Here is a 23,964-nt window from a genome sequence, read left to right on the forward strand (position 1 = left end):
CTCCTAGGAAGGTTCGCGCAGCAGCGGCAGGAGCTGGTCGCCCTGCCGCTTGATCTCCGGCAGATAGGGGGTGTCGGAGAGCAGGAAATGGGTGATGCCGAGCTCCCGGTAGCGGCGCAGCGACGTCGCCACGTCCTGCGCGGAGCCGACCAGCCACGTCGTCGCCGCGCCCGCGGCTCCGAACCGGCCCGGAGCGGTGTAGAGGTTGTCGTCGAGCACGTCCCCGCGCTCGGCGAGACCCAGCAGGCGCTGCTGACCGACGGCGGTCCGCCAGTCCGCGTCGCGGGCGATCGTGCCTTCGGCCATCTTCGCCACCCGGGCCTGTGCGTCGATCCAGGCCTGCTCGGTGGTGTCGCGGACGAGCGTGGTGACCCGGAGGCCGAACTCCAGCGGAGCATGCTCGCGCCCCAGTGCGTCGCTCAGGCGCTTGAGCCGTTCGATCCGCTCGCGGACGTCGTCCAGCGGCTCGCCCCAGAAGAGCTGGACGTCGGCCTCGGTGGCCGCCACCTTCTCCGCCGCCGCGGAGGCGCCACCGAAGTAGAGCCGCGGATGGCGGCGCCCGGGCCGGACGACGGGTCGCTGGGCGATCGTGGAGTCGGTGACGTGGAAGTGCTCACCGCGGAACGTGACGTGCTCCCGCGTCCACAATTGCCGCACGAGCCGCAGAAACTCTTCGGTGCGGGCGTAGCGCTGGGCCTGGTCGCCCTCGCTGTCGCCGTAGGCGGCCAGGTTGTCCTGGCCCGAGACGACGTTGATCAGCACCCGGCCCGCGCTGAGCTGGTCGAGGGTGGTGACCGCGGCGGCGAAGTGCGCCGGGTGCCAGTAGCCCGGCCGGGCCGCGATCAGGGGCTGGAAGGTCGTCGTGCGGGCGGCCAGCGCCGTGGCGACGGTGAAGGTGTCCGGGCGGTTCCAACCGGCCCCGAGCAGCGCCCCGCCCCAGCCGTGCTCCTCGATCGCCAGGGCCTGCTGGGTCAGCGCCGGCAAACCGTTGTGGTCTTCGACGACGTCGTCCCCGCGGTGGCCGGCCCGCACCTGGTTGGGGACGTACCAGAGGAACTCGCTCATGACGCCACGGAGTTCCACTCCTTGGCCAGCAGCTCGTACGAGCGCACCCGGTCCGCGTGGTCGTGGGTGATCGTGGTGACGACCAGTTCGTCGGCGTCCGTGGCCTCCTGCAGTTCGAGCAGGCGCCGCGCGACGGTGTCGGGGGCGCCGACGAACTGCGTCTCGAGCCGGTCGGCGACCAGTTCCCGGTCCTCCTCGGTCCAGGGGAACGCGGCGGCCTCGGCGGGCGTCGGGAAAGCGATGGCCCCGGCGGCCGTGCGGATGCTGCGGACCCACGGGGCGTATCCGGCGGCCAGCTCCCGGGCGGTGGCGTCGTCGTCGGCCACGACCACGTCGGCCGAGACGCTGACGTAGGGCGCGTCGAGATACTCCGACGGCCGGAAGGCGGCCCGGTAGGCGGCCACGGCTTCGAGCACTCCGGCCGGAGCGACGTGGTAGTTCGCCGCGAATCGGAGTCCGCGCTCGCCGGCCACCGTGGCACTCTGTCCGCCGCTGCTGCCCAGGATCCAGAGCTCGACGTCCGCGCCCTCGCCGGGGCTGGCGTGCCCTTCGACGCCTTCGTACTGGTAGGTGCCGTGCAGCAGCGCGAGCAGGTCGTCGATCTGCTCCCCGTAGTCCGGCGGTTGCGCACCGGGCAGCTGCAGCAGACGCTGGTGCAGCGCGATCCGGGGTGAACCGAGCAGCCGGGCGAAGGAGAACGGCTTCGGCACGACCAGCCCGTTGCTCGGCCGGGCGGGCGCGGGCGTCGCCTGCGTGCTGGGCGGACGCCCGCTCGACCGGCCGAGTCCCAGGTCGATGCGCCCGGGATGCAGCGCGTCGACCAGGCCGACCTCCTCCACGACCGACAACGCGGTGCGGTGACCGAGCTGGAACCCGGCCGAGCCGAGCCGGATGCGTGAGGTCGCCGCCGCGGCCAGCGCGATCAGGACGGACGGGGACGAGCCCAGGACGCCGGGATTGAGGTGGTGTTCGGCGAACCAGTACCGGCGGTAGCCGAACTCCTCCGTCCGGCGGGCCAGATCGACGGCGTTGCGGACGGCGTCTGCGGTGGTGGAGCCGGAGCTGACCGGGACCAGGTCGAGCACGGAGAGCGGGACGCGGGTCATGAGTCTCCTTCGCTGCCGCTCGGCGGACGCCAGCCGAGCTCCGGTGCCAGATGCATCCGGACGTCGTGGAGGATCTGCAGGTAGTCCTCGTGTTCGAACTCGTAGGGCAGCTCGATTTGGAAGTCGCTGACCTGCGCCAGGACCGGATCGGCGGAGAGCTGTTCGAGGATCTGCTCGGTCGGGCCGACCAGGTCGCGGAAGAAGAGGATCCGCTTCGGACCGTTCGGGGCCAGCGTCCGTTCGTAGCGGCTCTCGGCATACGCGAGATACCGCTTCCGGGTGGTGAAGTCGTCGGTGCCCTCGCCGGTGATGACGTGGCCGGGGCTGTAGGGCTGGACGCGCGGCCGCTGGATGTTGCCGGGGGAGTGGATCACCGTGCTCTCGTCGCCGATGAAGTCGCCGCGCAGGTTGTCGACGAGCCGGCTCACCCGGTTGTGGGACAGGTCGTACGTGCGCCAGTCGCCGTCGAAGGCCAGATGCCCGATCAGCTCGGCGTGCGGCGGTGTCCCGGCGCTGAAGCCGACGCCGTGTTCGAGGTGGCGCTGGCGGATCCAGGCGCCGTCGAAGCCGAGCTGCTCGCCGTACTCGAATTGACGGAGCGTGTTCTCCAGACCCAGATACGGGTCGTCGTCAGGATAGTTACCCGGCGTGAGGAACGCGAGCGACTGGATGGTGGTCATCGGCGCTCCTTCGTGCGTCAGGCTTCGACGTTAGTGATGAACCGGCAGCCTAGTCAATTCCTATCTAAAAAGTAGGGAAACCTGCCCGCGGAGGCATTGACAGGATATCCGATCTGCTTACTATGAATTGAACGAGCGGTTTGCCGCCGTCGCCGCTACTCCGCATTGGACGGTGTTGTGAGGTTCCTTGCCATCACGTTGATCGTGCATGCCCCGCACCCGGTGAGCGGCGTGCAGAAGTCCACCAACGACCGTTTCCGCGAGGTCGTCCAGAACGCACTGCTGGCCGAGGAACTCGGGTTCGACGGCTTCGGCGTCGGCGAGCGTCACGAGCGGCCGTTCATCTCCTCCTCGCCGCCCGTCGTGCTCAGCCACCTGGCCTCGTTGACCCGCGAGATCCGGCTGTTCACCGCCGTCACCACGCTCAGCCTGCTCGATCCGGTCCGCGCCGCCGAGGACTACGCAACGCTCGACCACCTCTCCGGTGGTCGGCTCGAGCTGATCATCGGCAAGGGCAACGGCGCGGCGCAGCGGGAGCTGTTCCACGTCACGCCCGAGGACCAGTGGGAGCGCAACGCCGAGAGCTACGAGCTCTTCCGCGACATCTGGCGCGACGGCAGGGTGACCGCCACGCCGAAGTTCCGCCCTGCGCTCCAGGACGCCGAGGTGTGGCCGCGCCCGTTACAGCAGCCGATACGGGTCTGGCACGGCAGCGCCACCAGCAAGGAGTCGGTCGACGTCGCAGCCCGCTACGGTGACCCGCTGTTCTCCGCGAACGTCACCAATCCGATCGAGCCGTACGCCGAGCTGGTGCGCTACTACCGCGAGCGGTGGGAGCACCACGGCCACGACCCGGCGTCCGCCGTGGTGGGGGCGGGTACGGCCGGGTACTACGCGGCCCCCAACTCGCAGGACGCCATCGAGGCCTACCGCCCGGTGTTCGAAGGTCAGCGCGCCTTCCAGAAGCGGCTCGGGCTCGAACCCGTCTTCGCGACGCTGGAGGACTTCGTCGAACGCAGCTCGGCGCTGATCGGCAGCCCGCAGCAGATCGTCGACAAGGTCCACCGCTATCACGACGCCTTCGGCCACACCGTGATGCACCTGCACGCCGACGCCGGCGGCCTCACCGACGTCCAGCACCGGGACTCCCTCGAACTGTTCCAGTCCGACATCGCCCCGGTGCTCCGCAAGGAGATCCCCGATCCGCCCTGGGGCTGGGGTAGCCCCACCCCCGATGAGAAAGCAGCTCAGTGAACAGACGTGTGCCCGCATCAGCCGTGGCAGTGACCGCTGCGCTCGCGCTCGCCGCATGCGGTGGGAGTCCCGGAGGTTCCGGGTCGTCCGGCACCCCGCAATCGGGCGGCACGCTCACCTTCGCCGTCGGATCCGACCAGGGCTGCGTCGACCCGCAGCAGGTCGGCAGCAACGACAGCATCTACTCGCTGCGCCAGACGGTCGACTCGCTGACCGACCAGGACCCGCGGACCGGCCGGATCGTGCCTTGGCTCGCGGAGAAGTGGGAGGTCAGCCCGGACGCGAAGACCTTCACTTTCCACCTGAAGCCCGGTGCCACCTTCAGCGACGGCACGCCGGTGAACGCCGCCGCGGTGAAGGCCGACTTCGACGCCGTCCCCACGCTCGGCGTGAAGGCCCAGCTGGCGATCGGCTACCTCAGCGGTCTCGACGAGACGAAGGTCGTCGACGAGCACACGGTCGAGGTGTCGTTCAAGCAGCCGAACGCGCAGTTCCTGCAGGCGACCTCGACGTTCTCGCTCGGCATCGTGTCGCCGGCCAGCGCCGCGAAGACCCCCGACCAGCGGTGCACCGACGGCATCATCGGCTCCGGACCGTTCGTCCTGGACAAGTACGTCGCGAACCAGTCGATCACCCTCTCCAAGCGCAAGGGCTACGACTGGGGCTCGTCGCTGTGGACGAAGAAGGGCGAGGCCTACCTCGACAAGCTGGTGTTCAAGGTGGTGCCGGAAGCCGGCGTCCGGACGGGCAGCCTCCAGTCCGGCCAGGTCGACGCGATCGGCAGCGTCGGGCTGGCCGACGAGAGCGCGCTGAAGGCCGGCGGTGTCGAGCTGAAGGCACGCGCGAACCCCGGCCTGGTCTTCGGGCTGACCTTCAACAACTCACGGCCGATCGCGCAGGACAAGGCGGTCCGGCAGGCGATCGTCGCGGCGATCGACCGCCAGCAGATCGTCGAGACGGTGTTCCCCACCGGTAGCAAGCCGGCGACCAGCGTCCTGGCCGGCACCACGCCGTTCTACACGAATCTCGGTTCCAAGCTCGCCTTCGACGCGAGCAAGGCCAAGTCGCTGCTGGACGGCGCCGGCTGGAAGCCGGGCGCCGACGGCATCCGGGCCAAGAACGGCACCCGGTTGAGCCTCACCGTGACCTGGGCGGCCAACGCGGGCACCAACCAGCCCACGCTCGAGCTGCTCCAGCAGCAGCTCAAGGCCGTCGGTGTCGAGCTCGAACTGAAGGAGATCCAGATCGCGACGTTCCCGCAGGTCCTCTCCTCGGGCAGCTTCGACGTCTTCTGGGGCAACGCCACCCGGGCCGACCCGGACATCCTGCGCAGCAGCTTCTCGACCAAGCTGGCCAACTTCTACAAGGTGCCGCCGAGCGAACTGGACGACGCCCTGGCTGGTGCGGCGGCCACCGTCGACGCCGCGAAGCGCCAGACCCTGGTGACGCAAGCCCAGAACCTGCTCGTCGACAACGCCTACACCGTCCCGGTGGTCGAGCTCACCACCGAGCTGGGCGTCGGCAAGAACGTGCACGATCTCAACTTCGAGGCCTCCAGCCGGATCCAGCTGCACGACACCTGGAAGGGCTGACCGGTGCGCCGCTACGTGCTGCGCCGGCTCGGCCAGGCCGCCGTCGTGCTACTGGCCGCCTACACGGTGTCGTTCCTGATCCTGGATCTCCTCCCCGGCGATCCGGTCTCGGCGATGGCGGCCGGTGGCCTGGACGGCAACCCGATCGATCCGGCGCAGCTGGCGGCGCTGCGACACGAATACGGCTTCGACCAGCCGGTGTACCTGCAGTACCTGGACTACCTCGGGCGCGCGGTGCGCGGCGACTTCGGCAACTCCGTCGCCACCGGCCGTCCGGTGACCACCACGATCGCCGAGGCGTTGCCGCAGACGCTCCAGCTCACGGGGGCGGCCCTGCTGATCGCGGTCCTCGCGGGGGGCGGGATCGCGATCCTGGCGACCTACAGCCGGCGGCGTTGGCTGCGTCAGGTGCTGCTCTCGCTGCCGCCGCTGGGCGTCTCGGTGCCGACGTTCTGGATCGGGCTGATGCTCGTCCAGCTGTTCTCGTTCCGTATTCACGCCTTCCCGGCGTTCGGGAACGACGGCCTTCGCGGGCTGGTCCTGCCGGCCGTCACCCTCGCGGTCCCCACGGCCGCGCAGCTCGCCCAGGTGCTGGCCAAGAGCCTGTCGACCACGCTGGGGGAGCCCTACATCGAGACGGCGAAGGCCAAAGGCGCGGGCCGGCTCCGGATCCACTTCCGGCACGCCCTGCGTAACGCCGCACTTCCCACGCTGACGCTGGCCGGGCTGCTCGTCGGCAACCTGGTGGCCGGATCGGTGGTGGTGGAGTCGGTGTTCGCACGCAACGGCCTCGGTCGCGCGACCATCCAGGCCGTGACCGTGCAGGACATCCCGGTGGTCCAGGCCATCGTCGTGTTCGGCGCACTCGTCTTCGTGACCGTCAACCTGGCCGTCGACCTGGCCTACCCGGTCCTCGACCCCCGGATCGTGCTTTCCGGGCCGCCGCGGCCGACGGCACCGCTGCAGGTGGGGAGCGCCCAATGAGCTTGACCCTGGATCGCGCGCAGGAACAATCCGACGTCGGGACTCCGCCGACGCGCAGGCGGAAGTTGCCCCCGCCGGGGCTGCTCCTCTCGATCGGCCTGGTGGCCTTCATCGTGCTGGCCGCGTTCCGGCCGTCGTTGTTCGCCTCGCGCGACCCGTTGACGGGGGTGCCCGCCGACCGCTTCAGCGCCCCCGGCGCGAGCCACTGGTTCGGCACCGACGAACTCGGCCGCGACCTCTACACCCGGGTCGTCCACGGCGCCGCGCTCTCGCTCAAGGCCACGCTGATCGCGGTGGTGGTCGCGTTCGTGATCGGCGGCGCGATCGGTCTGCTGGCCGGGTTCGTCGGCGGCTGGCTCGAAGACGTCCTGATGCGTGTCGTCGACGTCCAGCTGGCGATCCCGCCGCTGTTCCTGTCGCTCGCGCTGGTCACCGCACTGGGCTACGGCACGACGAAGGTGGCGGTCGCGGTCGGCGTCGCCAGCATCGCGAGCTTCGCGCGGGTGATGCGCGCGGAGGTGCTGCGGGTCCGGCAGTCAACTTATGTCGAGGCCGCGTACTCGCTGGGCACCCGCTGGTACACGATCCTCTGGCGCCATGTGCTTCCCAACGCGATCGGGCCCATCGCGGTGCTGGTCACCCTCGATTTCGGTATCGCGATCCTGGCCGTTTCGTCGCTGAGCTTCCTCGGCTACGGGGCGGCACCACCGGCGCCCGAGTGGGGAACGCTCGTCTCCAGCGGCCGGAACTACCTGGCCAACGCCTGGTGGCTCTCCACCCTCCCCGGCCTCACCGTCGCCGCGACCGTGCTGGCCACCAACCGGATCGCCCGAGCATTGGACGGACGTTGACCCTGCTGCAGATCCGCGACCTGGCCGTCTCCTACCAGACCCGGTCGGGTCCGATCCAGGCCGTCACCGGGGTCGACCTGGACGTCGAACCGGGCGAGACCGTGGCCCTCGTCGGTGAATCCGGCTCCGGCAAGAGCACCACCGCGCACGCGGTGATCCGGCTGCTCAGCGGCAACGGACAGATCGAGCGCGGCAGCGTCGTCTTCGACGGCCAGGAACTCACCGGGCTCTCCGAGCGCGAGATGCGCGCGATCCGCGGCGCCCGGATCGGGCTCGTTCCGCAGGACCCGACCGTCTCGCTCAACCCGGTGAAGCGGATCGGGGAGCAGGTCGCCGAGGTACTGCGCCTGCACGGGCTGACCCGCGGACGCGCCGCCGCACTCGACGCCATCGAGCTGCTCGAACGGGCCGGGTTGCCGGATCCCGCACTGCGGGCGAAGCAGTATCCCCACGAGTTGTCCGGCGGGATGCGTCAGCGCGCGCTGATCGCCGTTGCCCTCGCGGCCCGCCCGGCGCTGCTCATCGCCGACGAGCCCACCAGCGCCCTCGACGTCACCATGCAGCGGTTGATCCTCGATCACCTCCAGCACCTGAGCGAGGAGCAGAACACCGCGATCCTGCTGGTCACCCATGATCTCGGCGTTGCCGCCGACCGGGCAGAGCGCATCGCGGTGATGTCGCAGGGCACGATCGTGGAGGCCGGGCCGACCGGTGCGGTGCTCGCCGGGCCGACCCACGACTACACCCGGCACCTGCTGGCCAGCGTGCCCGCCCGCGTCGCCGGCCCGCCGCCGGTCCGGGAGGATCCGCTCGTCGTCGTCGAAGGGCTCAGTAAGGACTTCAAGGACACAAGAGTTGTCGACGAGGTGAGCTTCACGATCCATCGTCACGAAACCCTCGCACTGGTCGGAGAATCCGGCTCCGGTAAGACCACCACGGCTCGGATGGTGCTGCGCCAGATCGAGCCGAGCGACGGCGCGATCTCCTTCGGCGGCACGGACGTCACCCGGGCGAAGGGTCGGGCACTGCGTGCGCTGCGACGCCGGGCCCAGCTGATCTACCAGAACCCGTACGCGTCGCTCGATCCGCGCTTCTCGATCGCCGAGGTCATCGTCGAACCGTTGCGCGCGTTCGGCATCGGGAACCCGGCGCAACGGCTCGAGCGGGCCCGTGAACTGCTCGACCAGGTCCGGCTGCCGTCCTCGACCCTGCGCAGGCGCCCCGCGGAACTCTCCGGCGGCCAGCGGCAGCGCGTCGCGATCGCCCGGGCGCTGGCCCTCTCCCCGGAGCTGGTGGTCTGCGACGAGCCGGTGTCGGCCCTGGACGTGTCGGTGCAGGCGCAGGTGCTCCAGCTCCTGACCGATCTCCAGGCCGACACCGGGGTCGCCTACCTCTTCATCTCCCACGACCTGGGTGTCGTCCGCCAGATCGCGCACCGGGTGGCGGTGATGCGCGCCGGCCGGATCGTCGAGACCGGCCGGACCGACGCGCTGTTCACCGACCCGGGCCACGAGTACACCCGCGAACTGCTGGCGGCGATCCCGGGTGGACCGGCCGGGAGCGGGGTCGGGGCGCGCTTCTGAGCCGCGGGTTCGACGTGTCCGGTCCTGCCGCGGACGGCGACGCCGAGCTCCGTGCGGGTGTGCTGGATGAGCTCACGCTCTTGTCGGGCAGCGGTGCATCCCTCGGTTGGCCGGGCCGAGCGCCGTTGCCCCTGCCGCCACCACGTCACCGGACGCTTGGCGATGTCATGTCGAGTATCTGCTGCAAGCCGTCGCTGCCGACAACCCCTAACCCCTACCGGCGCCACCCGCCCGAACCGCTCTTCTCGTACCGTGCGCGAACGGCCTGGCCTGGCCCACCGGACGAGTGGGGTCGCCGGCTGGTTCCCGTCCGGGGGTCGGAGCGACCCGCGGCTTCCCGACGGTGGAGGTCATCGTTCGCGGCGGATGAACGCCTGGCTCACGTCGGCGAGCTGACTCAGTACGTCGCGGACGGCATCCAGGCTCTTGACGTCGAATGACCGCAAGACGCTGTCCGTGGCGTCCGACAGCGGGCCGTAGATCTCGGCGAGCTTCTCCTCGTGCTGGCCGGTCGAGCGCACGTACACCTTGCGACGGTCGGCCGCGTCCCGGTAGCGCTCGACGAACCCGCGTTTTTCGAGCCGATCGAGCAGCGCCGTGACCGCGGACGTACTCATGCCCGTGACGTCGGCGATCCGCCCCGCGGTGAGAGCCTCCTCGCGCGCGGCCAGATCGAGGCACTTGAGGTCCGTCGGGTTCAGACCGAACTGGTCGGCGACGGCCTGATGCAGCACCAGTGCCAGCCCCGACTGCAGGCGCAGCAGATCGCCGATCGATCCGATGAGCTCGTCACGTCTTGACACGGCCACCTCTCTCAGCCAACATCTCGATCAATCAAATATCTCGATAGATCGAGACTTCCTGCCCACGGAACGATCCTACCGAAGGGAACTCCGATGTCCGACGAGGTCGCGATCCGCTCATTGTTCGACTCCACACTCACCGCCTGGAACAACGCCGACGCCGAGGCGTACGGAGCGGCGTTCACCGAGGACGCCGACTACGTGATCTTCGTCGGCACCCACTACCGTGGCCGCCGGATCATCACAGACATGCACTCGGTCCTGTGGCGCAAATTCCTGAGGGGCAGCCGGCTGCTCGGTCACATCACCGACGTCCGCTTCGTCACCCCCGACGTCGCGGTGGTCACAAGCGTCGGCCGGGTGCTGAAGTCGCGGTTCAGCCGCCGGAAGCCCGACAAGGCGCAGACGTTCGTCGCGGTCCGCGAGAACGGCGAGTGGAAGTTCGCCGCGTTCCACAACACCACGCGCCGGCCGCTGCTGGAGTGGATATCCTCCCGCAGCGACCGGCGTCTGGCCCCGAACACTCCGCCGGTACCGGCAGTCCTCGCCGGCTGACGCCGGCGCCCGGCCGACCGGCGACGTGCTGCTCCACGTCGAGCACAGCATCTGGGGCGACGAGTGGGGTCCGCGTTCTGGCAGACGGTCTTGGCACCGGCTGGAGCGGCGTGGAGTCGGGCCGATCATCGCCGGAAAGGTCCTCGCCAGGTCGGTGACGTCCCCCGGTTCGCCACTCGCACGGGTTGACACACAGAGGCGCTCTTGAGCCACACCGACCCGTGACGCGGCGCTTGCTCGGCCTACTCCGAGAGGGCGCTTGACCGCCTGCTCACGTCGGGCTGGTCGAGCACGACCACGAGGAGGTCGTGGACGGCCGCGACCGGCGTTAGGGAGCGCTGGCCGAAGTCGCGGGCCCGGCGGTCCTACCAGGACTGACGTGGGCGGCTCACGCATCCGCCGCATCGGCGACCGATCGGTCGCGTCCTCTACGACAACGTCCCCGGGTACAGGGTCGAGCGGAAGATGCCGTCCGGGTCGTGGTGACGCCACATCGCCAGAACGCGGTCGCCGGTGGCTCCGGGGTAGAAACGCCGGAAGGCCGCCGCGTCGAGACGGCTCTCGAAATTCGCGTACGCGCCCCGTGTGTACGCGCCGATCGGACGCCAGATGTGGTCGAGCGTCGTCCGGTCGTGCGGCGGGAAGACCGTGCCGACGACCAGCACGGTCGAGTGCCGATGGGCGTAGGCGGTGGCATCCGCGGCCACGTCGTTGACGGCCCCGCCGACCGAACGCAGTTGCATCAGCGCCGGTCGCGGTCCGGTGACAGCCGCCGTGATGGCACGGGCGACGTCCGGGGTCATGGTGGGTAGTAAGCCGTTGGTGGTATCGGTCGGCTGCTGGCCGAGGTTCGGGTGCAGATGTGCGGTCGACACGAGGGCCGCGTGCGACGCACTCTGTTGGGTCTGATCGAGCAGAGCGCCGATCTTCCGCAACGGCATGACGGCTCCGCGCACGCGCCCGGCGTCCGTCCCGGCGTACACCGCGGTCAGCGAGAGGATCGCCTGCCGCCCGTGAGACATGAGCATGGCCGCTGTGCTGAGTTGGCGGGGCGCTCGGGCCAGGTGCTCGGCCCAGCGGGTCAGCGTGCTCCCGTCCGGGTCGACCGCCAGGGTGAGCTGCGCGACGGTGATGTCGCGCAGCTCAGTGGCCTCGATCTCGAACGCGGTGACGATGCCGACGCCGGCGCCGGCGCCGCGTACGGTCCAGAACAGGTCGGGCTCGTGCTCGGCGTCGGTGCGGACGACGCGGCCGTCAGCGAGCACCACCTCGGCCGCCCGGACGTGGTCGATCGTCAGGCCGTAGTCGCGGACCAGCCAGCCCACGCCGCCCGCGGTGGCCAGGCCGCCGACGCCCACGTTGCCGTGATCGCCGGAGCTGATCGCCAGCCCGGCCGGTTTCAGCGCTTGAGCCACCTCGGCCCACCGTGCTCCGACGCCGACTCGCACCAGCCGGGTTTTGCGGTCGAGGACGCGGACCTCGTTGAGCCCGGAGAGGTCGATGACCACCCCGCCGTCGTTGGACGAACGCCCGGACAGGCCGTGTCCGCCGCTGCGAACAGCGATCGGCAGACCACTGTCGCGGGCGTACCGCAACGCGACGACGACATCGGTGACGCTCTGCGGAAGGACCACCATCGCGGGTCGCGACACCCTGGTGTAAGTGGAGCGCAGGAGCCGATAGCGCGGGTCGGACGGCAGCACGACCTTGCCGTCCAGTTCCTTCGGGAGGGTCGCCGGCGTCATCGGCTCACCCGCTTCCGCAGGGCCGGGACGACCTCGCCGGCGAACAGTTCGAGCTGGGCCTGTGGCTGCGCGACCGGCCAGAAGATGAACGTGTCGAAACCCAGGCGGGTGGACCAGTCAGCCAGCGTGTCGACCCACTGCTCGACGTCGCCCGACAAACCGGGTGCCCTTCGGTCCGATCCGATCCACCCGATGACGTTGTAGATGCGGCTGATCGCGGCGGGGTCGCGACCCGCTGCCCGGGCCGCCTCGTCGATGATCTTCTGCTTGGCCGGTACCTCGTCCGGCTTCACATAGATGTTCAGCGGCGAGATCCAACCGTCGGCGTAGCCGCCGGTGACGGCGAGCATCTTCGGACCCTGAGCGCCGAGCCACACCGGCACCGGCCCGGCCGGGGCGGGCCCGGCCTGGTAGCCCTCGATCCGGTGGTGCGCACCGTGGAGCCGGACGAAGTCGCCGGCCAGCGCTGGCCGCAGCACCTGGAAGGCCTCTTCGGTGTAGGCCACCATGTCCGAGTTGCTCCGGCGGGTGCCGCCCATGGCCGCAATGCCGTCGGGGAACGCGCCGCCGCCGACGCCGAGGGCCAGCCGACCGTGGTGCAGCCTGCTGAAGGTGAGCGCCGCCTTGGCGAGCATGGCGGGGGGTCGCAGTTGCAGGTCGGCCACGTCGGTCAGAAGACCGATCCGGCTGGTCCGTGCGGCCAGATGGGTCAGCCAGGTCCAGCTGTCGAGGTGACCGGCCTGGTACGGGTGGTCCTGCACGGCTAGGTAGTCAAGCCCGGCTTCTTCGGCGGCCGCGGCCAGCCGTACCGCATCGTCGGCACGCGCCGCGTCCGGGTCGAGACTCAACCCGAAGCGGAGAAGGTTGTTCAGCACGTTCTCAACGGTCTTCGAGCGCCCTCGCTTCTTCAACTACGGCGTTAGTTACTTACAAAAAGTAAGTGTCTATACTCGCGGCATGACACAGCTTCCGATCAGGCCTTCGCCCGAGGGGGCTGCCGCCGAGTGCAGGCGGGTCCAGTCAGTGCTTGACACGGTGGGTCGCCGCTGGTCCGGCGGCATCATGGTCGCAGCCAGCCGCGGCGCGCGCCGGTTCACGGACTTCCGGCGCGCCGTGCCGGGCATCTCGGACCGCATGCTCTCCCAACGACTCAAGGAGCTGGAGAACCTCGGTCTGCTGAGTCGCACAGTGGTGCCCAGCACCCCGGTGCAGATCCTCTACGAGCCGACCGCGCGCGGCCTGGAGCTGCTGCAGCTCTTGCAGCCCCTCTTCCGATGGGGCGAGAAGCACCTGCCGGCCCTGCCCCCGGACGAGTCCCTGATTCCCACCGAGTCCGAGAAGCCGCGTCGATGATTCGACTGATCCACAGAGAAAGTAGATCTCACCGGCGACTCGTGCCGGGGGAGCCGCTCGGGCGCAGGCCCTTCACGCCATGTCGACGAAAGAACCCTGCTGATCGCCCGTGGGCAATGGGTGGCTGCGGCCAGATCCGTCGCGGCGAGAGCGCGATCACCAGTCGGGTCGGGATCGCACGCGCGCGGGAGAGGCGACGGCGCGCGCGGTCGGCGAACCACCAAGCGCTTTGCGCGTCGGTCTCGGTCGGACCGATCCGGCTGTAGCGGGCGGCGTCGGCCAGCGCGGCCAACGGGCGAACCTCGCCGATCGCCGCAGTGGAGAGCTCGCTCGCCGCGACCAGCACGGACTCGGAGCTCGAGACGATCCGCGGGTCGATCCGGTCTCCTGCGAGAGTCTCGATGAGGTCCTCCCAGGCTCCGGCCGTCCGACCGCGGGGGGACAGCAGGCGGCGGCGCGTCCGCCGGCGCAAGCGGGGCACTACCTGAGCCGCGGTGACGTACGCCGCTGCGAGTATCAGGAGAGCGGCAGTGGCCCAGACGCCGATCGGCCGTGTGGGCGTCGGTGCTGAGCGCAGCCGCGGATTGACGACTTGGGGCACCGACGACGGAGCGAGGGCGTCCGGCCTGGCTGCCGGTGGCGGCGCCGCGGTCGGCAAGGGAACCTCTGCGGGCGCTTCCACTCGGGCCTTCCGGGCCGGCCGTGCGGGGCCGGCTGGCTGCAGTCCGGCCCATCCACCGGCAAGATGCACTTCGGTCCACACCGATACATCGCGAGCGAGGACCGTCGAGCGTCCGCTCGGACAGAATCCGACGACGATCCGACTCGGCACTCCGAGTCGTCGGGCCGCCAACGCCAGCGTCACCGCGAACTGCTCAGTAGTTCCCGATCGCCGGGTCAGGAAGCGGCGAACATCGCCGTACGTGTGGCCGCTCTCCGCGAGGGGATCGTTTCGATAGTCATCGCGCAGTAGCTTCTGCATGGCGACGATTCGTGCGTACGCCGACGTTCCGGGGCTCGCCTCCACGGCGTTGTCGAGCACGTCCGGCAAGCCGGCCGGGAGAGAGAGCGCGTCGGTGGGGCCGGAAGCGGGCCGGGTGTCGGTCGGATCGATCAGAGGCACCGACACCAGGGCGTACGTTCGTCCCCGTTCGACCGGAGCGATGGAGAGAAGGTCGCCCGTTTCGGTGTCCACCGCATCGACACCGCTACGGAGTCGGACCGGGCGATCAAGAGCGGGGAGGAAGGTGCCGCCGAGGCCGGCGATCGTCACTCTCTGCGCAATGCTGACCGGTCCCTCGGTACGTTCCCGGCTGGGCGGCACACCGAGGCCGGCCGGGGTGTAGCTCGTCGTGCCTGCGGTCCAATTCAGGCCGTCGAACCGAGACAGTGTCGTCAGTCGCCAGCACCGTGCTCCCGCCGCGGCCGCGGCGGTGAACAGCACGTCGTTCGGGCGCACGAGCCAGGCGGAGACCCGATCGAGGGGATTGACGTCAGGACGCACCGCAACCGGGAGAGGCAGGACGCTCCGCGGGTCGGCCGGTTCGAGGTGCGTCCCCGCTACCCCGGCCACGGTGGCGACCAGCAAGAGGGCGACGGTTTGGACCGACGCTGCCGTCCGCCGCCCGGCATCGCTGTTGCTGACGATCGCGCAGGCGAAGGCGGCGGCGAGCACCAGCGCGCCGGGCAGGACCGTCGCGAGCGCGTCCTGAGCTGCGGGCGCGGGTAGGGCGACCGCCAGACCGACGGTGAGCAGCGCGGCGGCGGGCACCATCGGAAGGAGGACCGAGCGCGATCGGACCGCCAGGTCCGCGGCCAGTGTGGTGCCCACCCACAGCAGCACGAACGGAACCGCCACCAGGTCCGGACGGGCCGGGGCCGGCAGCGTGATCGCGAACAAGCCGATCCACCCTCCCGTCAGCTCCGCCACCAGGTGACGAGGGCTCGACGAGACCGCCACTGCGAACACCGCCAGGCCGGCCGCTACCAGGGCCATGTGCGACCCGCCGCCCAGCGGTCGGCCCAGTCGTAGCAACGCGATCGCTATCGCTCCGAGAGGCACGACGACAGCGAGGACGAGCGGGACCACCACGTCCGCGAGTTCGAAAACGGCACCGAAGATCGCACCGGCCGCCACCACCCCCGTCGTCGCGGCGCCGATTCGTCCCGCCGCGACCCGGCGAGTCCAGTGCCGAGGAGATGGGCGGGGACTACTCACTGCTGTCCCCGCGTAGCGGCTGCCGCCAACCGCGCCCAACCAGCCAAGGCCGAGCGGAGATCGGCTGCGTCGACGATCGCCCACCGCGCCGACGCGACCGGCAGGTCGGCCGGCCGCACGTCGACCCGGACGACGACTGACCGTCGGCCCGGCGGCACCGCCGTGAGCAGGTCTGATGCCCCGCCGCTTCCCGTCACCACGGTAAACAGACCGGCGGGCCGGAGTGCCGGCACGGCTCGCCCCGGGCTGAGTCCGACGGTCCGGAGAAGCTCGTCGATCGCGTGCGGCGTCCGAGCGGTCTCGCCGGAGACGACCGTCAGCGTCGCCGCCGCGCCGACCCGCCGTGTCGAGTCGAGGATCGACGCGCTCACATCGACGGCCGTCTCGAAGGCGGCGGAGGCGTCCGGCCCACGATAGGCGGCGGGATCCGTGTCGAGCAGGACCTCGATCGAAGGGTCGACCGGATCGACGTTCTGTCGGATCAACAGCGTCCCATCCGCCCGGCGACGGCTGGCCAGCCAGTGCACACGGCGGACGTCGTCGCCGAACTGGTACTCCCGGAGGCTCGCGAAGTTGACGCCACCCTCCTGCCCGCCGAGCTGTCGCGGGGCGTCCGGATTCTGCCGGCCGCGGGCCCGGCCGATCTCCACCGGCAGGATTCTCGGCCCGACCTCGACGGCGACCGGTTCGCCCACCTGCTCTCTCCGGTCGAACAGCCCAAGAAGGTCACGATGGGCGATCGCGGGCGGCCCGATGACCAGTTCGCCTCGCCGGTCGGTCGGGACGTCGATCTCCAGCGGAGCCGCGGCCCGGCCGGAGCCGCGCCGGACCGGGACGACGATCTCCGCGCCGCCGCACGGCACCACCAGGGTGAAGGCGCCGCCGCGCGCGGACCGGCGGGTGACGTGAATCGCCACCCGGACCACTTCGCCGCGCATCACCCGCCCTACCGCGGGGACCAACGAGACACTCGCCCGGCGCCGTGACCGCGCCGTCCACAGGAACGCGACGAGCACGGACACCGACGCTCCGGCCGCGAGCAGCACCACGCCTGGGTATCGCGTCACCAGAGAGATCGTCGCGAGCACAGCGGCGGCCGCGCAGACCTGCGCGCCGTTCCGGGTGATCATCTGACGCTCAATGGACGCCGGTCGGAATCATCGGTGCCGTAGCGAGCGCGTCGTCGAGGACCCGCGCGGGGTCGACGCCGTCCAGTTCGGCCCGGGGCGTCAGCAAGATCCGATGACCGAACACCGGCACGGCGAGGGCACGGATGTCATCGGGGACCACGTAGTCCCGTCCGGCGGCGGCGGCGTAGACCCGAGTTGCCGCGACCATCGCCTTGCCGCCGCGCGGACTGACGCCGAGCGTGACCAACGGATGGTTCCTCGTCGCGTCCGCGATCGTCACGATGTGGGACAGGATGCTGTCGGCGATGTGCGTCGTCTCCGCTTGCCGAATGAGGGCCTGCACCGTCGGCGGATCGAACGGGGGCGCCGCGCCCGTGGCCGACGCCGGAGCTCCGCGCAGCATGCGGACCTCGGCGTCGTGATCGGGATAGCCGAGGTGGATCCTCATCAGGAATCTGTCGAGCTGGGCCTCCGGGAGGGGATAGGTACCCGCCATCTCGACCGGGTTCTGAGTCGCGACGACGACGAACGGACGCGGTACCGGCCGCGGGTCGCGGTCGATCGTCACTTGGCGTTCTTCCATCACCTCGAGCAGCGCCGACTGCGTCTTGGGAGAGGCCCGGTTCACCTCGTCGCACAGCACGATGTTCGCGAAGATCGGTCCCTCCCGGACCTCCTCACCACCTCCCGGATGCAGCACGAGAGTGCCGGTGATGTCGGTCGGGAGGAGGTCCGGCGTGAACTGTATTCGCCCCCAGGTGCCGCCGACCGCGGTCGCCAACGCTCGGGCCAGGGACGTCTTGCCGACTCCGGGAACGTCTTCGATCAGGAGATGCCCCTCCGCAAGAAGGCAGACCAACGCGAGGCGTACGGCGCCGGGCTTCCCGATGATCGTCTCTTCGACCACGTCGGACATTCGCGCGAAAGCCGCCGCGAACGCGGTCGCGGGCCCGACGTCCGAGCCGATCCGTTCACGCCCTCGAAGCCTGTACCGGCCTACCGCCGGGTTCTCGTCGTCCTCCACCGCCACCCCCGCGTCCCCCTGCGCCGCTAGCTGGCATGAGCATGGGCTACCGCCGGCCACCGAGCTGTTCCGCCTCGTAGATCCAGCCGAAAGACGAGGCTGTGGTGTCCGGCAAGGACACCCAGTGCGCACGTTCGGCGGAGCTGCACCTGTTCTCGCGGTCGATCGACGGAACTACCGTGATCGCTGGGGCGTGATCGCCAGGGGGAGCAATGACACCATCGACGCTACGGAACCGCGGTCCACGGTGGCAGATCCTGCTGCGCCTCGGCCTCGTGGCGGCACTGCTGGGAACCGTGTTCGGCGTCGCCGCGCTGGGACGCTCCGGAGAGCTGGCCGGTCTCACCATGCGGTCGGCCACGGCCTGGCTGATCAGCACTCGTCCTGGTCTGGTTACCCGAGTCAACGGTCTCTCCGCCGCCCCGGAGACAGCCATCGCGCTCCCGACCGTGCGCGGCCATGATGCCGACACCGGCCAGATCGGCTCCGCCGTGCTGGTGGCCGATCGGAAGACCGGCGAGGTGACGCGTGTCGACACGGCCGCCCTGCAAGCCGGCCAACCGACGCCGCTCGGTCGTGAGGCGTCCCGGCTGCTCGCCTCCCCGACCGCCGCGGCACTCGTGGATCTTGCCGCCGGAACGGTCACCTGGGTAGATCCCGCAACGGGTACTCCCCGAGGGGAGTCGTCCCCGCTCGGTACCCCGTTCTCCGACGCGGTGATCACGGCGGACGGCACGGTGTGGGTCGTCGCACCTGGGCTTGGGTCGGCGATTCCGCTGCGCTCGTCCGGCGCCGGGAGTCCGGTTCCGGTGGGCGACCCGGGAGAGGCTCTCGGACTGACTCTCCTGGCTGGTCGCCCGGTCGCGGTGGACGCCGCGACCGGCGTGGCGCGGCGAGTCGACACCGCGGACCGCGCTGTGATCGCGCGGCTCCCGGCAGGCGTGGATCCGGTAGCGGCGGCCGGCTCGAACGACGGTTGGAGTCTCGTCGCCGTCGTGGGGAGTCCGACCAGGTTGATCAGCGTCGACGTGCGCTCGGGCCGGACCACGACGATCGCGCTGCCGGGCGTCGACCTCGGCGATCTCGACGAGCCGGTCCTGGCCGGTGGACTGACCTACCTACCCGACCACCGGCGTGGCCGGATCCTGGTGACGGACGGAACCGGCTCGCCACCGCAGAGCGTGCCTGTCACCGGCCACGCCGGCGAGTTGCAGGCTTTCGCGCAGGACGGGCTCGTCTGGGTCAACGCCCCGGCGCGTCCGGAGGCCGTCGTCTTCAGCGGGAGGGTGCACCGGCCGATCCGGAAATACGCGGCCGTCGCCGGATCTCCCGAGCCGACAGCGACGGCCACATCGAGCCAGTCGCCGTCGCCGGAGCCGACGAAGAGCCCTCCGCCGTCGGCACAGTCCAGCGTGGGGCCGACCGCCAGTGCGAGCAGTTCCAAGAGCACGGACTCCTCCGGTTCGGAGCCAGGCAGCTCGCCGACGCCCGACCCGGGGCAGAGCAGCGGTCCGGAGGCCCCGAGTCCCAGCCCGACCGCGGCGCCGCCGGCTTCGCCCGTGCGCTGCGGAGCGACCCTCACCGAGAGCGCGACGCTCGACCACGACCTCGACTGCACGACGTCGATCGGTGTCATCATCGGCGCGAACGACGTGACGCTCGACCTCAACGGTCACACGATCCGCTACACGTCGGGCTTCGCCGGAGACGAGCGGCCGATCGGGATTCGGATCACCGGCGTGCGCGGAACCGAGATCCGCAACGGAAGCGTCCGCGGTTTTCGCGACTACATCGATATCCGGGATGCGCAGGACGTCCTGCTCTCGGGACTCGATCTGGTGGATTTTCGGGTCGGCCTCCGGATCAACGACTCACGTGGAGTCCACCTCGAACGAACTCAGGTCGTCAATGCGGACAACGGTGCGGTCACCGTCGACGTCGCGAACTCCGAGATTCAGGGCACCGACGGCACGAACATCGCCGGCTTCCAAGGAAACTGCTATCAAAGCACCTGCACCATGCTCGACAGCTCGATCGGGCATCGCTACTTCTACATCAACAATGGCAGTACCTTCGTTTTCCGCCGTGGCCAGTTCCTCAACCGCCTCACCGTGGTGTACGAGGGGTGCTCGTTGACCGTCACGGACAGCCGTCTCGGAAGCGGAAACCTGGGCGGAACGGGGGAACGTGTCCTCGAGAACAACACGGGGACCATCAACGACAACTGAGCGGTCCGCCACTACCGCCCCTGAGGGCAGGCCAGACCCTCCGCCGGGACGTCGTGTCCGGTCACCGTCGTCCACTCCGCCGAGGTGAGCTGCCGTCCGGCGACCCGGCAGACGATCGCCGACCACGACTGACGCGCGAGATTCCACCGGGTCAAGTAGCCGTCCGCGGACAACGTCAGCAGTTCCGACGTACCCGGACGAGAAACCACGGTGGTCCGCTGGGCGGACGCGGGCGAGTGCTTCCCCGGTTCGCCCCGCATCGGCAGGGGAAACCCGCCCAGCAGGTAGCCGCTGTCCGCGTCGACGATCTCGACTCCACCGCTGGTCGTCACCCGAGCGAACCAGCGGCCCCCGCGGTCCAGCGCGCGGCCTCCGGCGATCGTGTACTGGGCGGGCCCCACGGGCAGTGTTCGGACAGCCTGTCCGGTGCGCCGCGAATAGATGATCAGCGAGCCGTCCCGGCGAGAGGCGGCGAGGTCACCGCCGGCCGTGAACCACAACGAATCGGGCTCCGGCCCGGTGAGTGTGATGGTGGAGAGTGGCGAGCGCAGGGCGGTCCACTGGATCCGTCCGTCCACGACCTGTGCCACCGACGACCGGTCTGCGGCCACCGCGGCCGCGTCATAGGAGGACGATTCGTTGGAGCCGTTCCGCCAGACGCGGATCCGGGTGCCGTCCACGCGCCGTTCCTCGATCTGCCCGCGGGGCCCCAGGACAGTAAGACTGCGCTCACTTGAGTCGGCCTGCATCGCTCCGAATGGAAAGGCGCTCCCGGCCGGCCTCTCCCATGCGCCGGCCGTGGTGACCGCGCCGCCAGGGCGCCACAGGGCAGGGTCGTACTCAGTGTCGACTCCGAGCACCAGGTGGCCATTCGAGGACACCCAGTCGGGCCGGGCCAGCGCCGTTGTCGAATCGACAGCTCTTCCGGTGGTCAGATCGACCAACGTGGTACGGCTACCGACCAGGACGTCCTTGTCCTCACCGGAGATCGCCGCGAACCGCCCGTTGTCGCTGACCGCTACGTCCGGTGCGGACATCGACTGACGCCGGTTCCAGCTAAAGCTGAATCCCGCCGTGGTTTGGGCCAGTCTTCCCGGTTGCTCCAGGTCCCACAGAACGACCGTCGTTCCGAATGCCGAGATCAGCCGGCGGCTGCCCCCGTAGAACTCGAGTGCACTCGCGCCCGGCACGCCCGACAGCAACTCGGACGATGCCGTGAGACCGTACGGCGCGGCACCTTGTTCGCCGATGCCTGCGACGTGGATCCCGTCGGCACTTGGAACAGCGACGAGCTTGCCATCCGAGCTGACCGCAGTCGCCAACTCGTCTGCCACGCCAGTGTCCGCGTGTGCGGTCTCGGCCGACTTGGTTGCCGCCGTCGCCGTCACCGTGACGCTGCCGTTGATGGAGAACCCGTGGAACTCGCACCCCGCGGAGTAGCTCTCCTGACCTAGGCGAGACACCCAGGGAAAGAGCATTTCTGGGGTGTACGCCGCAATCTGTGAAAGATTGGTACCGCCGTACGTGACCACGCGCCGAAATCCTCCGCACGCACGGACGGTGTCGTCGTCGACGAACCTGAGCCGGCGCAGGGTGAACCCGTTGATGGGTCCGCGCCGGATCTCCTTCCCCGTTGCCGCGTCGTTGATCGTCAGAACGGTGTTGGTGTCACTTACGACCCACGCGACGGCAACGCGCCGCTGTGACGCGGAGAGCCCCACAGCGCCGACAGCAGAGGACCCCCTGATCCGCTGCTGGGACGCACCCTGGGGATGCCACACCACGACGTCGCGGCCCGCTACGGCCACCACGGTCTTTCCGTCGTTCGCCACGACGACCTGACTGATCTGCCGATCACCGGTGTCGGTGGCGCCGATCCGGTTACCCGCTGCGTCCCAGGCGAGCAGCCGACCGTCCCGAAGACCGGCGACGGCCACGCTGCCGTCCGCCGAGCCCGCGACCGCCGACACCTCAGCACCGGTAGGAAGGAAGCGACGCAGGCTTCGGCTGGCCGAGATGACCTGGAACAACGTGGATTGGATCCGCGGATCCCCGGGGCGCAGGCGGTAGGCCTCCACAGCCAAGAGTCCGGCGAGATCCAGACGTGTCGGCAGCTGTGCCTGCGCCGCCGCCGACAGCCGCTGCGCCTCGGTCGCGATCCGTTCCGCGGCCAGGGTGGTCCTCCGGTTGTGCCAGATGAACCCCGTGGCGGTAGCGGCGAGGACGACCGCGACCGCCATCGCGGTGAACGACGCCACTCGCTGGCGCGCGCGTTTGCGGTCGTCGTCGAGCAGGGACGCCATCGGACGTTCTCGCACCGGCGCCAGGATCATCGCCAACCGCTGCCGATCGAATCGTGGACGTCCGTCCACGATCGGGGTGGTGCTCAGATCAACCAGGACACGCTCGCGCGTGAACACACCGTAAAGGTCACGCGGAAGTGCGGTGCTGGACGGAGCGAAGTCACGACCGACCCAGTTGATGGTCCCCGAGGTCCAAGCGACGAGGAGACGAGAGGGATCCCGATTCCGGAGCCACCACTGCACCTCGTGCCGGACCCACCGCGAATTGGCCGATTCCGGGGAGGCGAGCAGAAGGAACCAGTCAGACCGACTCAGCGCTGCCTGGGCGGTGTCGTCCAGTTCGACACCTGCGGCCATGTCGGTCTGATCACGGAAGACCCGCAAGCTCCGCAGGGCCCACCACGGACGCGCGAACCGCTGCAAATCGGTTTGCAGCGCCTCCGCGGTTGTCGAGTCGGCTCCGTGGTTGTACGAGATGAAGAGGTCGTACCAGCGATCGGACCTACTCATGGAGTCCCCCCAAGGACGGCAGGTCGCCAGTTTCGCCAAGCTCGACCAACGGAGTTGTCCGCCGACTGGTTCGTTCACCGCTCCGGACCAGCGTTGCCGCCTCACACGATCGGATGGTCCGACTCGGCTTCAGAGTCAGATTCGCTGGCCGACCAGCAGCGCCGGGGCGGAGATCCGGCGCCGAGCGGTCGGGGTCGTCACGGCGGCAGATGGGAGCGCCCGATGAGTCCCGAGCGAGGAGACCACGCCTTCCGATGTGCTCCCACGCGGTGCGCAGGAATCGGCAGGTGGTCGGTCAGCCAGTGGTCGAGACGATCCGGTGTCGTCGCTGGACCGGGGTAGGCCGTTGCCGGTTCGGTGTCGACACTGTCGGGTATGGAGTTCCTGTGTTATCACCGTGACCGGCCTGGCTCCGGGTCGCTTCGTGACGAGTTGCTCGAAGAGCACTGGGCCTACATGGACCGGTACGGCGCGCGGTTGATCGCCCGCGGGCCGATCCTCACGGGCGACGGGTCCGTGGCGACCGGCAGCCTGCATATCGTCGATCTGCCGAGTGCGGCCGCTGCCCGCGCGTTCGCGTTCGCGTTCGAGGAGCCCAACTACCAGGCCGGTGTGTACCGCGACGTGCTGGTGCGCAGGTGGCGCAACGGCCTGGGACGCAGCATGTGGGAGTTCCCCGGCGGCGCGACCGGCGACAACCGCTATCTGGTGCTGGCCTTCGGCGCGGGGCGCGCGGTCGATCTGGCGCTGCCGGCTCCGGTGGACCAGTTGATCGCCTATGGGCCGATGCTGTCGGACGACGGTGTGAACTGGCTCGGAACCGCGATGCTGGTGCGGTTGCCCGATCAGGAATCGGCTCGTGCGCTTCTCTCTCCGGAGCATTACGCCGAGATCGAGGTGCACGACTGGCAATTCGGAGGGCGGCGCCAGGAGTAGGTTCCGCTGCCACCCTCGGGTTCGACCGAGGCGGCAGCGTGCGA

At 69.8% G+C, this 23,964-nt stretch carries 19 protein-coding genes; 9 read left to right on the forward strand and 10 right to left on the reverse strand.

The window, feature by feature from the left end; all coding sequences use genetic code 11:
* Nucleotides 1–3: 3 nt before the first annotated feature.
* The 3 genes from CRYAR_RS16585 to CRYAR_RS16595 are packed head-to-tail and all read right to left on the reverse strand — an operon-like array spanning nt 4 to nt 2,851.
* Complete coding sequence (locus tag CRYAR_RS16585) at nt 4–1,065, reverse strand: LLM class flavin-dependent oxidoreductase (protein WP_035851892.1); 1,062 nt, start codon at nt 1,063–1,065, stop codon at nt 4–6.
* A complete protein-coding gene (locus CRYAR_RS16590) occupies nt 1,062–2,171 on the reverse strand; it encodes an LLM class flavin-dependent oxidoreductase (RefSeq protein WP_035851894.1) in 1,110 nt (369 codons plus the stop codon). Before CRYAR_RS16590 ends, CRYAR_RS16585 begins: the two co-directional genes overlap by 4 nt.
* Entirely contained in the window at nt 2,168–2,851 is a 684-nt protein-coding gene (locus tag CRYAR_RS16595; protein WP_035851895.1) for an LLM class flavin-dependent oxidoreductase, read from the reverse strand. Before CRYAR_RS16595 ends, CRYAR_RS16590 begins: the two co-directional genes overlap by 4 nt.
* 177 nt (nt 2,852–3,028) lie before the next feature.
* On the opposite strand from CRYAR_RS16595, the gene CRYAR_RS16600 reads away from it, so the two are divergent.
* From CRYAR_RS16600 to CRYAR_RS16620, 5 genes are read left to right on the forward strand one after another with little or no spacing between them, the layout of a single operon-like run.
* Nucleotides 3,029–4,105, forward strand: coding sequence for an LLM class flavin-dependent oxidoreductase (locus CRYAR_RS16600; RefSeq protein WP_035851896.1), 1,077 nt, complete (start codon nt 3,029–3,031; stop codon nt 4,103–4,105).
* A gap of 23 nt (nt 4,106–4,128) precedes the next feature.
* A complete protein-coding gene (locus CRYAR_RS16605; protein WP_245620468.1) occupies nt 4,129–5,697 on the forward strand; it encodes an ABC transporter substrate-binding protein in 1,569 nt (522 codons plus the stop codon).
* 3 nt (nt 5,698–5,700) lie between these two features.
* On the forward strand, nt 5,701–6,681 hold the full coding sequence (locus tag CRYAR_RS16610; RefSeq protein ID WP_035851899.1) for an ABC transporter permease: 981 nt from the start codon (nt 5,701–5,703) through the stop codon (nt 6,679–6,681).
* Complete coding sequence (locus CRYAR_RS16615; protein ID WP_035851901.1) at nt 6,678–7,532, forward strand: ABC transporter permease; 855 nt, start codon at nt 6,678–6,680, stop codon at nt 7,530–7,532. The genes CRYAR_RS16610 and CRYAR_RS16615 overlap by 4 nt, the downstream gene beginning before the upstream one ends.
* The gene (locus CRYAR_RS16620; protein ID WP_084700579.1) at nt 7,529–9,115 is read left to right on the forward strand and encodes a dipeptide ABC transporter ATP-binding protein; all 1,587 of its coding nucleotides are present in this window, start codon (nt 7,529–7,531) and stop codon (nt 9,113–9,115) included. Before CRYAR_RS16615 ends, CRYAR_RS16620 begins: the two co-directional genes overlap by 4 nt.
* 350 nt (nt 9,116–9,465) lie before the next feature.
* On the opposite strand, the gene CRYAR_RS16625 is transcribed toward CRYAR_RS16620, so the two are convergent.
* The gene (locus CRYAR_RS16625; RefSeq protein ID WP_063725916.1) at nt 9,466–9,918 is read right to left on the reverse strand and encodes a MarR family winged helix-turn-helix transcriptional regulator; all 453 of its coding nucleotides are present in this window, start codon (nt 9,916–9,918) and stop codon (nt 9,466–9,468) included.
* A gap of 93 nt (nt 9,919–10,011) precedes the next feature.
* Between CRYAR_RS16625 and CRYAR_RS16630 the strand changes: the two genes are divergently transcribed.
* Nucleotides 10,012–10,473, forward strand: a complete 462-nt coding sequence (locus CRYAR_RS16630; RefSeq protein ID WP_051570383.1) for an SgcJ/EcaC family oxidoreductase — start codon at nt 10,012–10,014, stop codon at nt 10,471–10,473.
* Nucleotides 10,474–10,901: 428 nt separating this feature from the next.
* On the opposite strand, the gene CRYAR_RS16635 is transcribed toward CRYAR_RS16630, so the two are convergent.
* Both CRYAR_RS16635 and CRYAR_RS16640 read right to left on the reverse strand, forming a co-directional pair.
* Nucleotides 10,902–12,218, reverse strand: a complete 1,317-nt coding sequence (locus CRYAR_RS16635) for an FAD-binding oxidoreductase (RefSeq protein WP_051570385.1) — start codon at nt 12,216–12,218, stop codon at nt 10,902–10,904.
* Nucleotides 12,215–13,093 carry an LLM class flavin-dependent oxidoreductase gene (locus CRYAR_RS16640; protein ID WP_035851904.1) on the reverse strand — a complete coding sequence of 293 codons (879 nt, stop codon included), beginning with the start codon at nt 13,091–13,093 and terminating at the stop codon, nt 12,215–12,217. Before CRYAR_RS16640 ends, CRYAR_RS16635 begins: the two co-directional genes overlap by 4 nt.
* Before the next feature lie 82 nt (nt 13,094–13,175).
* Between CRYAR_RS16640 and CRYAR_RS16645 the strand changes: the two genes are divergently transcribed.
* Nucleotides 13,176–13,571 (forward strand): winged helix-turn-helix transcriptional regulator, encoded by a 396-nt coding sequence (locus tag CRYAR_RS16645; protein WP_051570388.1) that lies wholly within the window; start codon nt 13,176–13,178, stop codon nt 13,569–13,571.
* 28 nt (nt 13,572–13,599) lie between these two features.
* Here the strand turns inward: CRYAR_RS16645 and CRYAR_RS16650 are convergent, their stop codons facing one another.
* The 3 genes from CRYAR_RS16650 to CRYAR_RS16660 all read right to left on the reverse strand — a co-directional run bounded on the left by CRYAR_RS16650 (nt 13,600) and on the right by CRYAR_RS16660 (nt 17,835).
* Nucleotides 13,600–15,708 carry a transglutaminase TgpA family protein gene (locus CRYAR_RS16650; protein ID WP_169745045.1) on the reverse strand — a complete coding sequence of 703 codons (2,109 nt, stop codon included), beginning with the start codon at nt 15,706–15,708 and terminating at the stop codon, nt 13,600–13,602.
* A 77-nt stretch (nt 15,709–15,785) separates the two neighbouring features.
* The gene (locus tag CRYAR_RS43185) at nt 15,786–16,856 is read right to left on the reverse strand and encodes a DUF58 domain-containing protein (RefSeq protein WP_169745046.1); all 1,071 of its coding nucleotides are present in this window, start codon (nt 16,854–16,856) and stop codon (nt 15,786–15,788) included.
* A 70-nt stretch (nt 16,857–16,926) separates the two neighbouring features.
* Nucleotides 16,927–17,835, reverse strand: coding sequence for an AAA family ATPase (locus tag CRYAR_RS16660; RefSeq protein WP_084701918.1), 909 nt, complete (start codon nt 17,833–17,835; stop codon nt 16,927–16,929).
* 1,256 nt (nt 17,836–19,091) lie between these two features.
* On the opposite strand from CRYAR_RS16660, the gene CRYAR_RS47290 reads away from it, so the two are divergent.
* Nucleotides 19,092–20,171 carry a hypothetical protein gene (locus tag CRYAR_RS47290; protein WP_157017781.1) on the forward strand — a complete coding sequence of 360 codons (1,080 nt, stop codon included), beginning with the start codon at nt 19,092–19,094 and terminating at the stop codon, nt 20,169–20,171.
* 11 nt (nt 20,172–20,182) lie between these two features.
* Here CRYAR_RS47290 and CRYAR_RS16670 read toward each other — a convergent pair whose 3' ends face one another.
* Nucleotides 20,183–22,984, reverse strand: a complete 2,802-nt coding sequence (locus tag CRYAR_RS16670; protein ID WP_035851914.1) for a toll/interleukin-1 receptor domain-containing protein — start codon at nt 22,982–22,984, stop codon at nt 20,183–20,185.
* Between the two features lie 375 nt (nt 22,985–23,359).
* Here CRYAR_RS16670 and CRYAR_RS16675 point away from each other — a divergent pair, with 375 nt between their 5' ends.
* Nucleotides 23,360–23,920 carry a YciI family protein gene (locus tag CRYAR_RS16675; RefSeq protein ID WP_035851917.1) on the forward strand — a complete coding sequence of 187 codons (561 nt, stop codon included), beginning with the start codon at nt 23,360–23,362 and terminating at the stop codon, nt 23,918–23,920.
* The last annotated feature ends 44 nt before the right edge of the window (nt 23,921–23,964 follow it).

The organism is Cryptosporangium arvum DSM 44712 (assembly GCF_000585375.1).
GTDB classification, from domain to species: domain Bacteria; phylum Actinomycetota; class Actinomycetes; order Mycobacteriales; family Cryptosporangiaceae; genus Cryptosporangium; species Cryptosporangium arvum.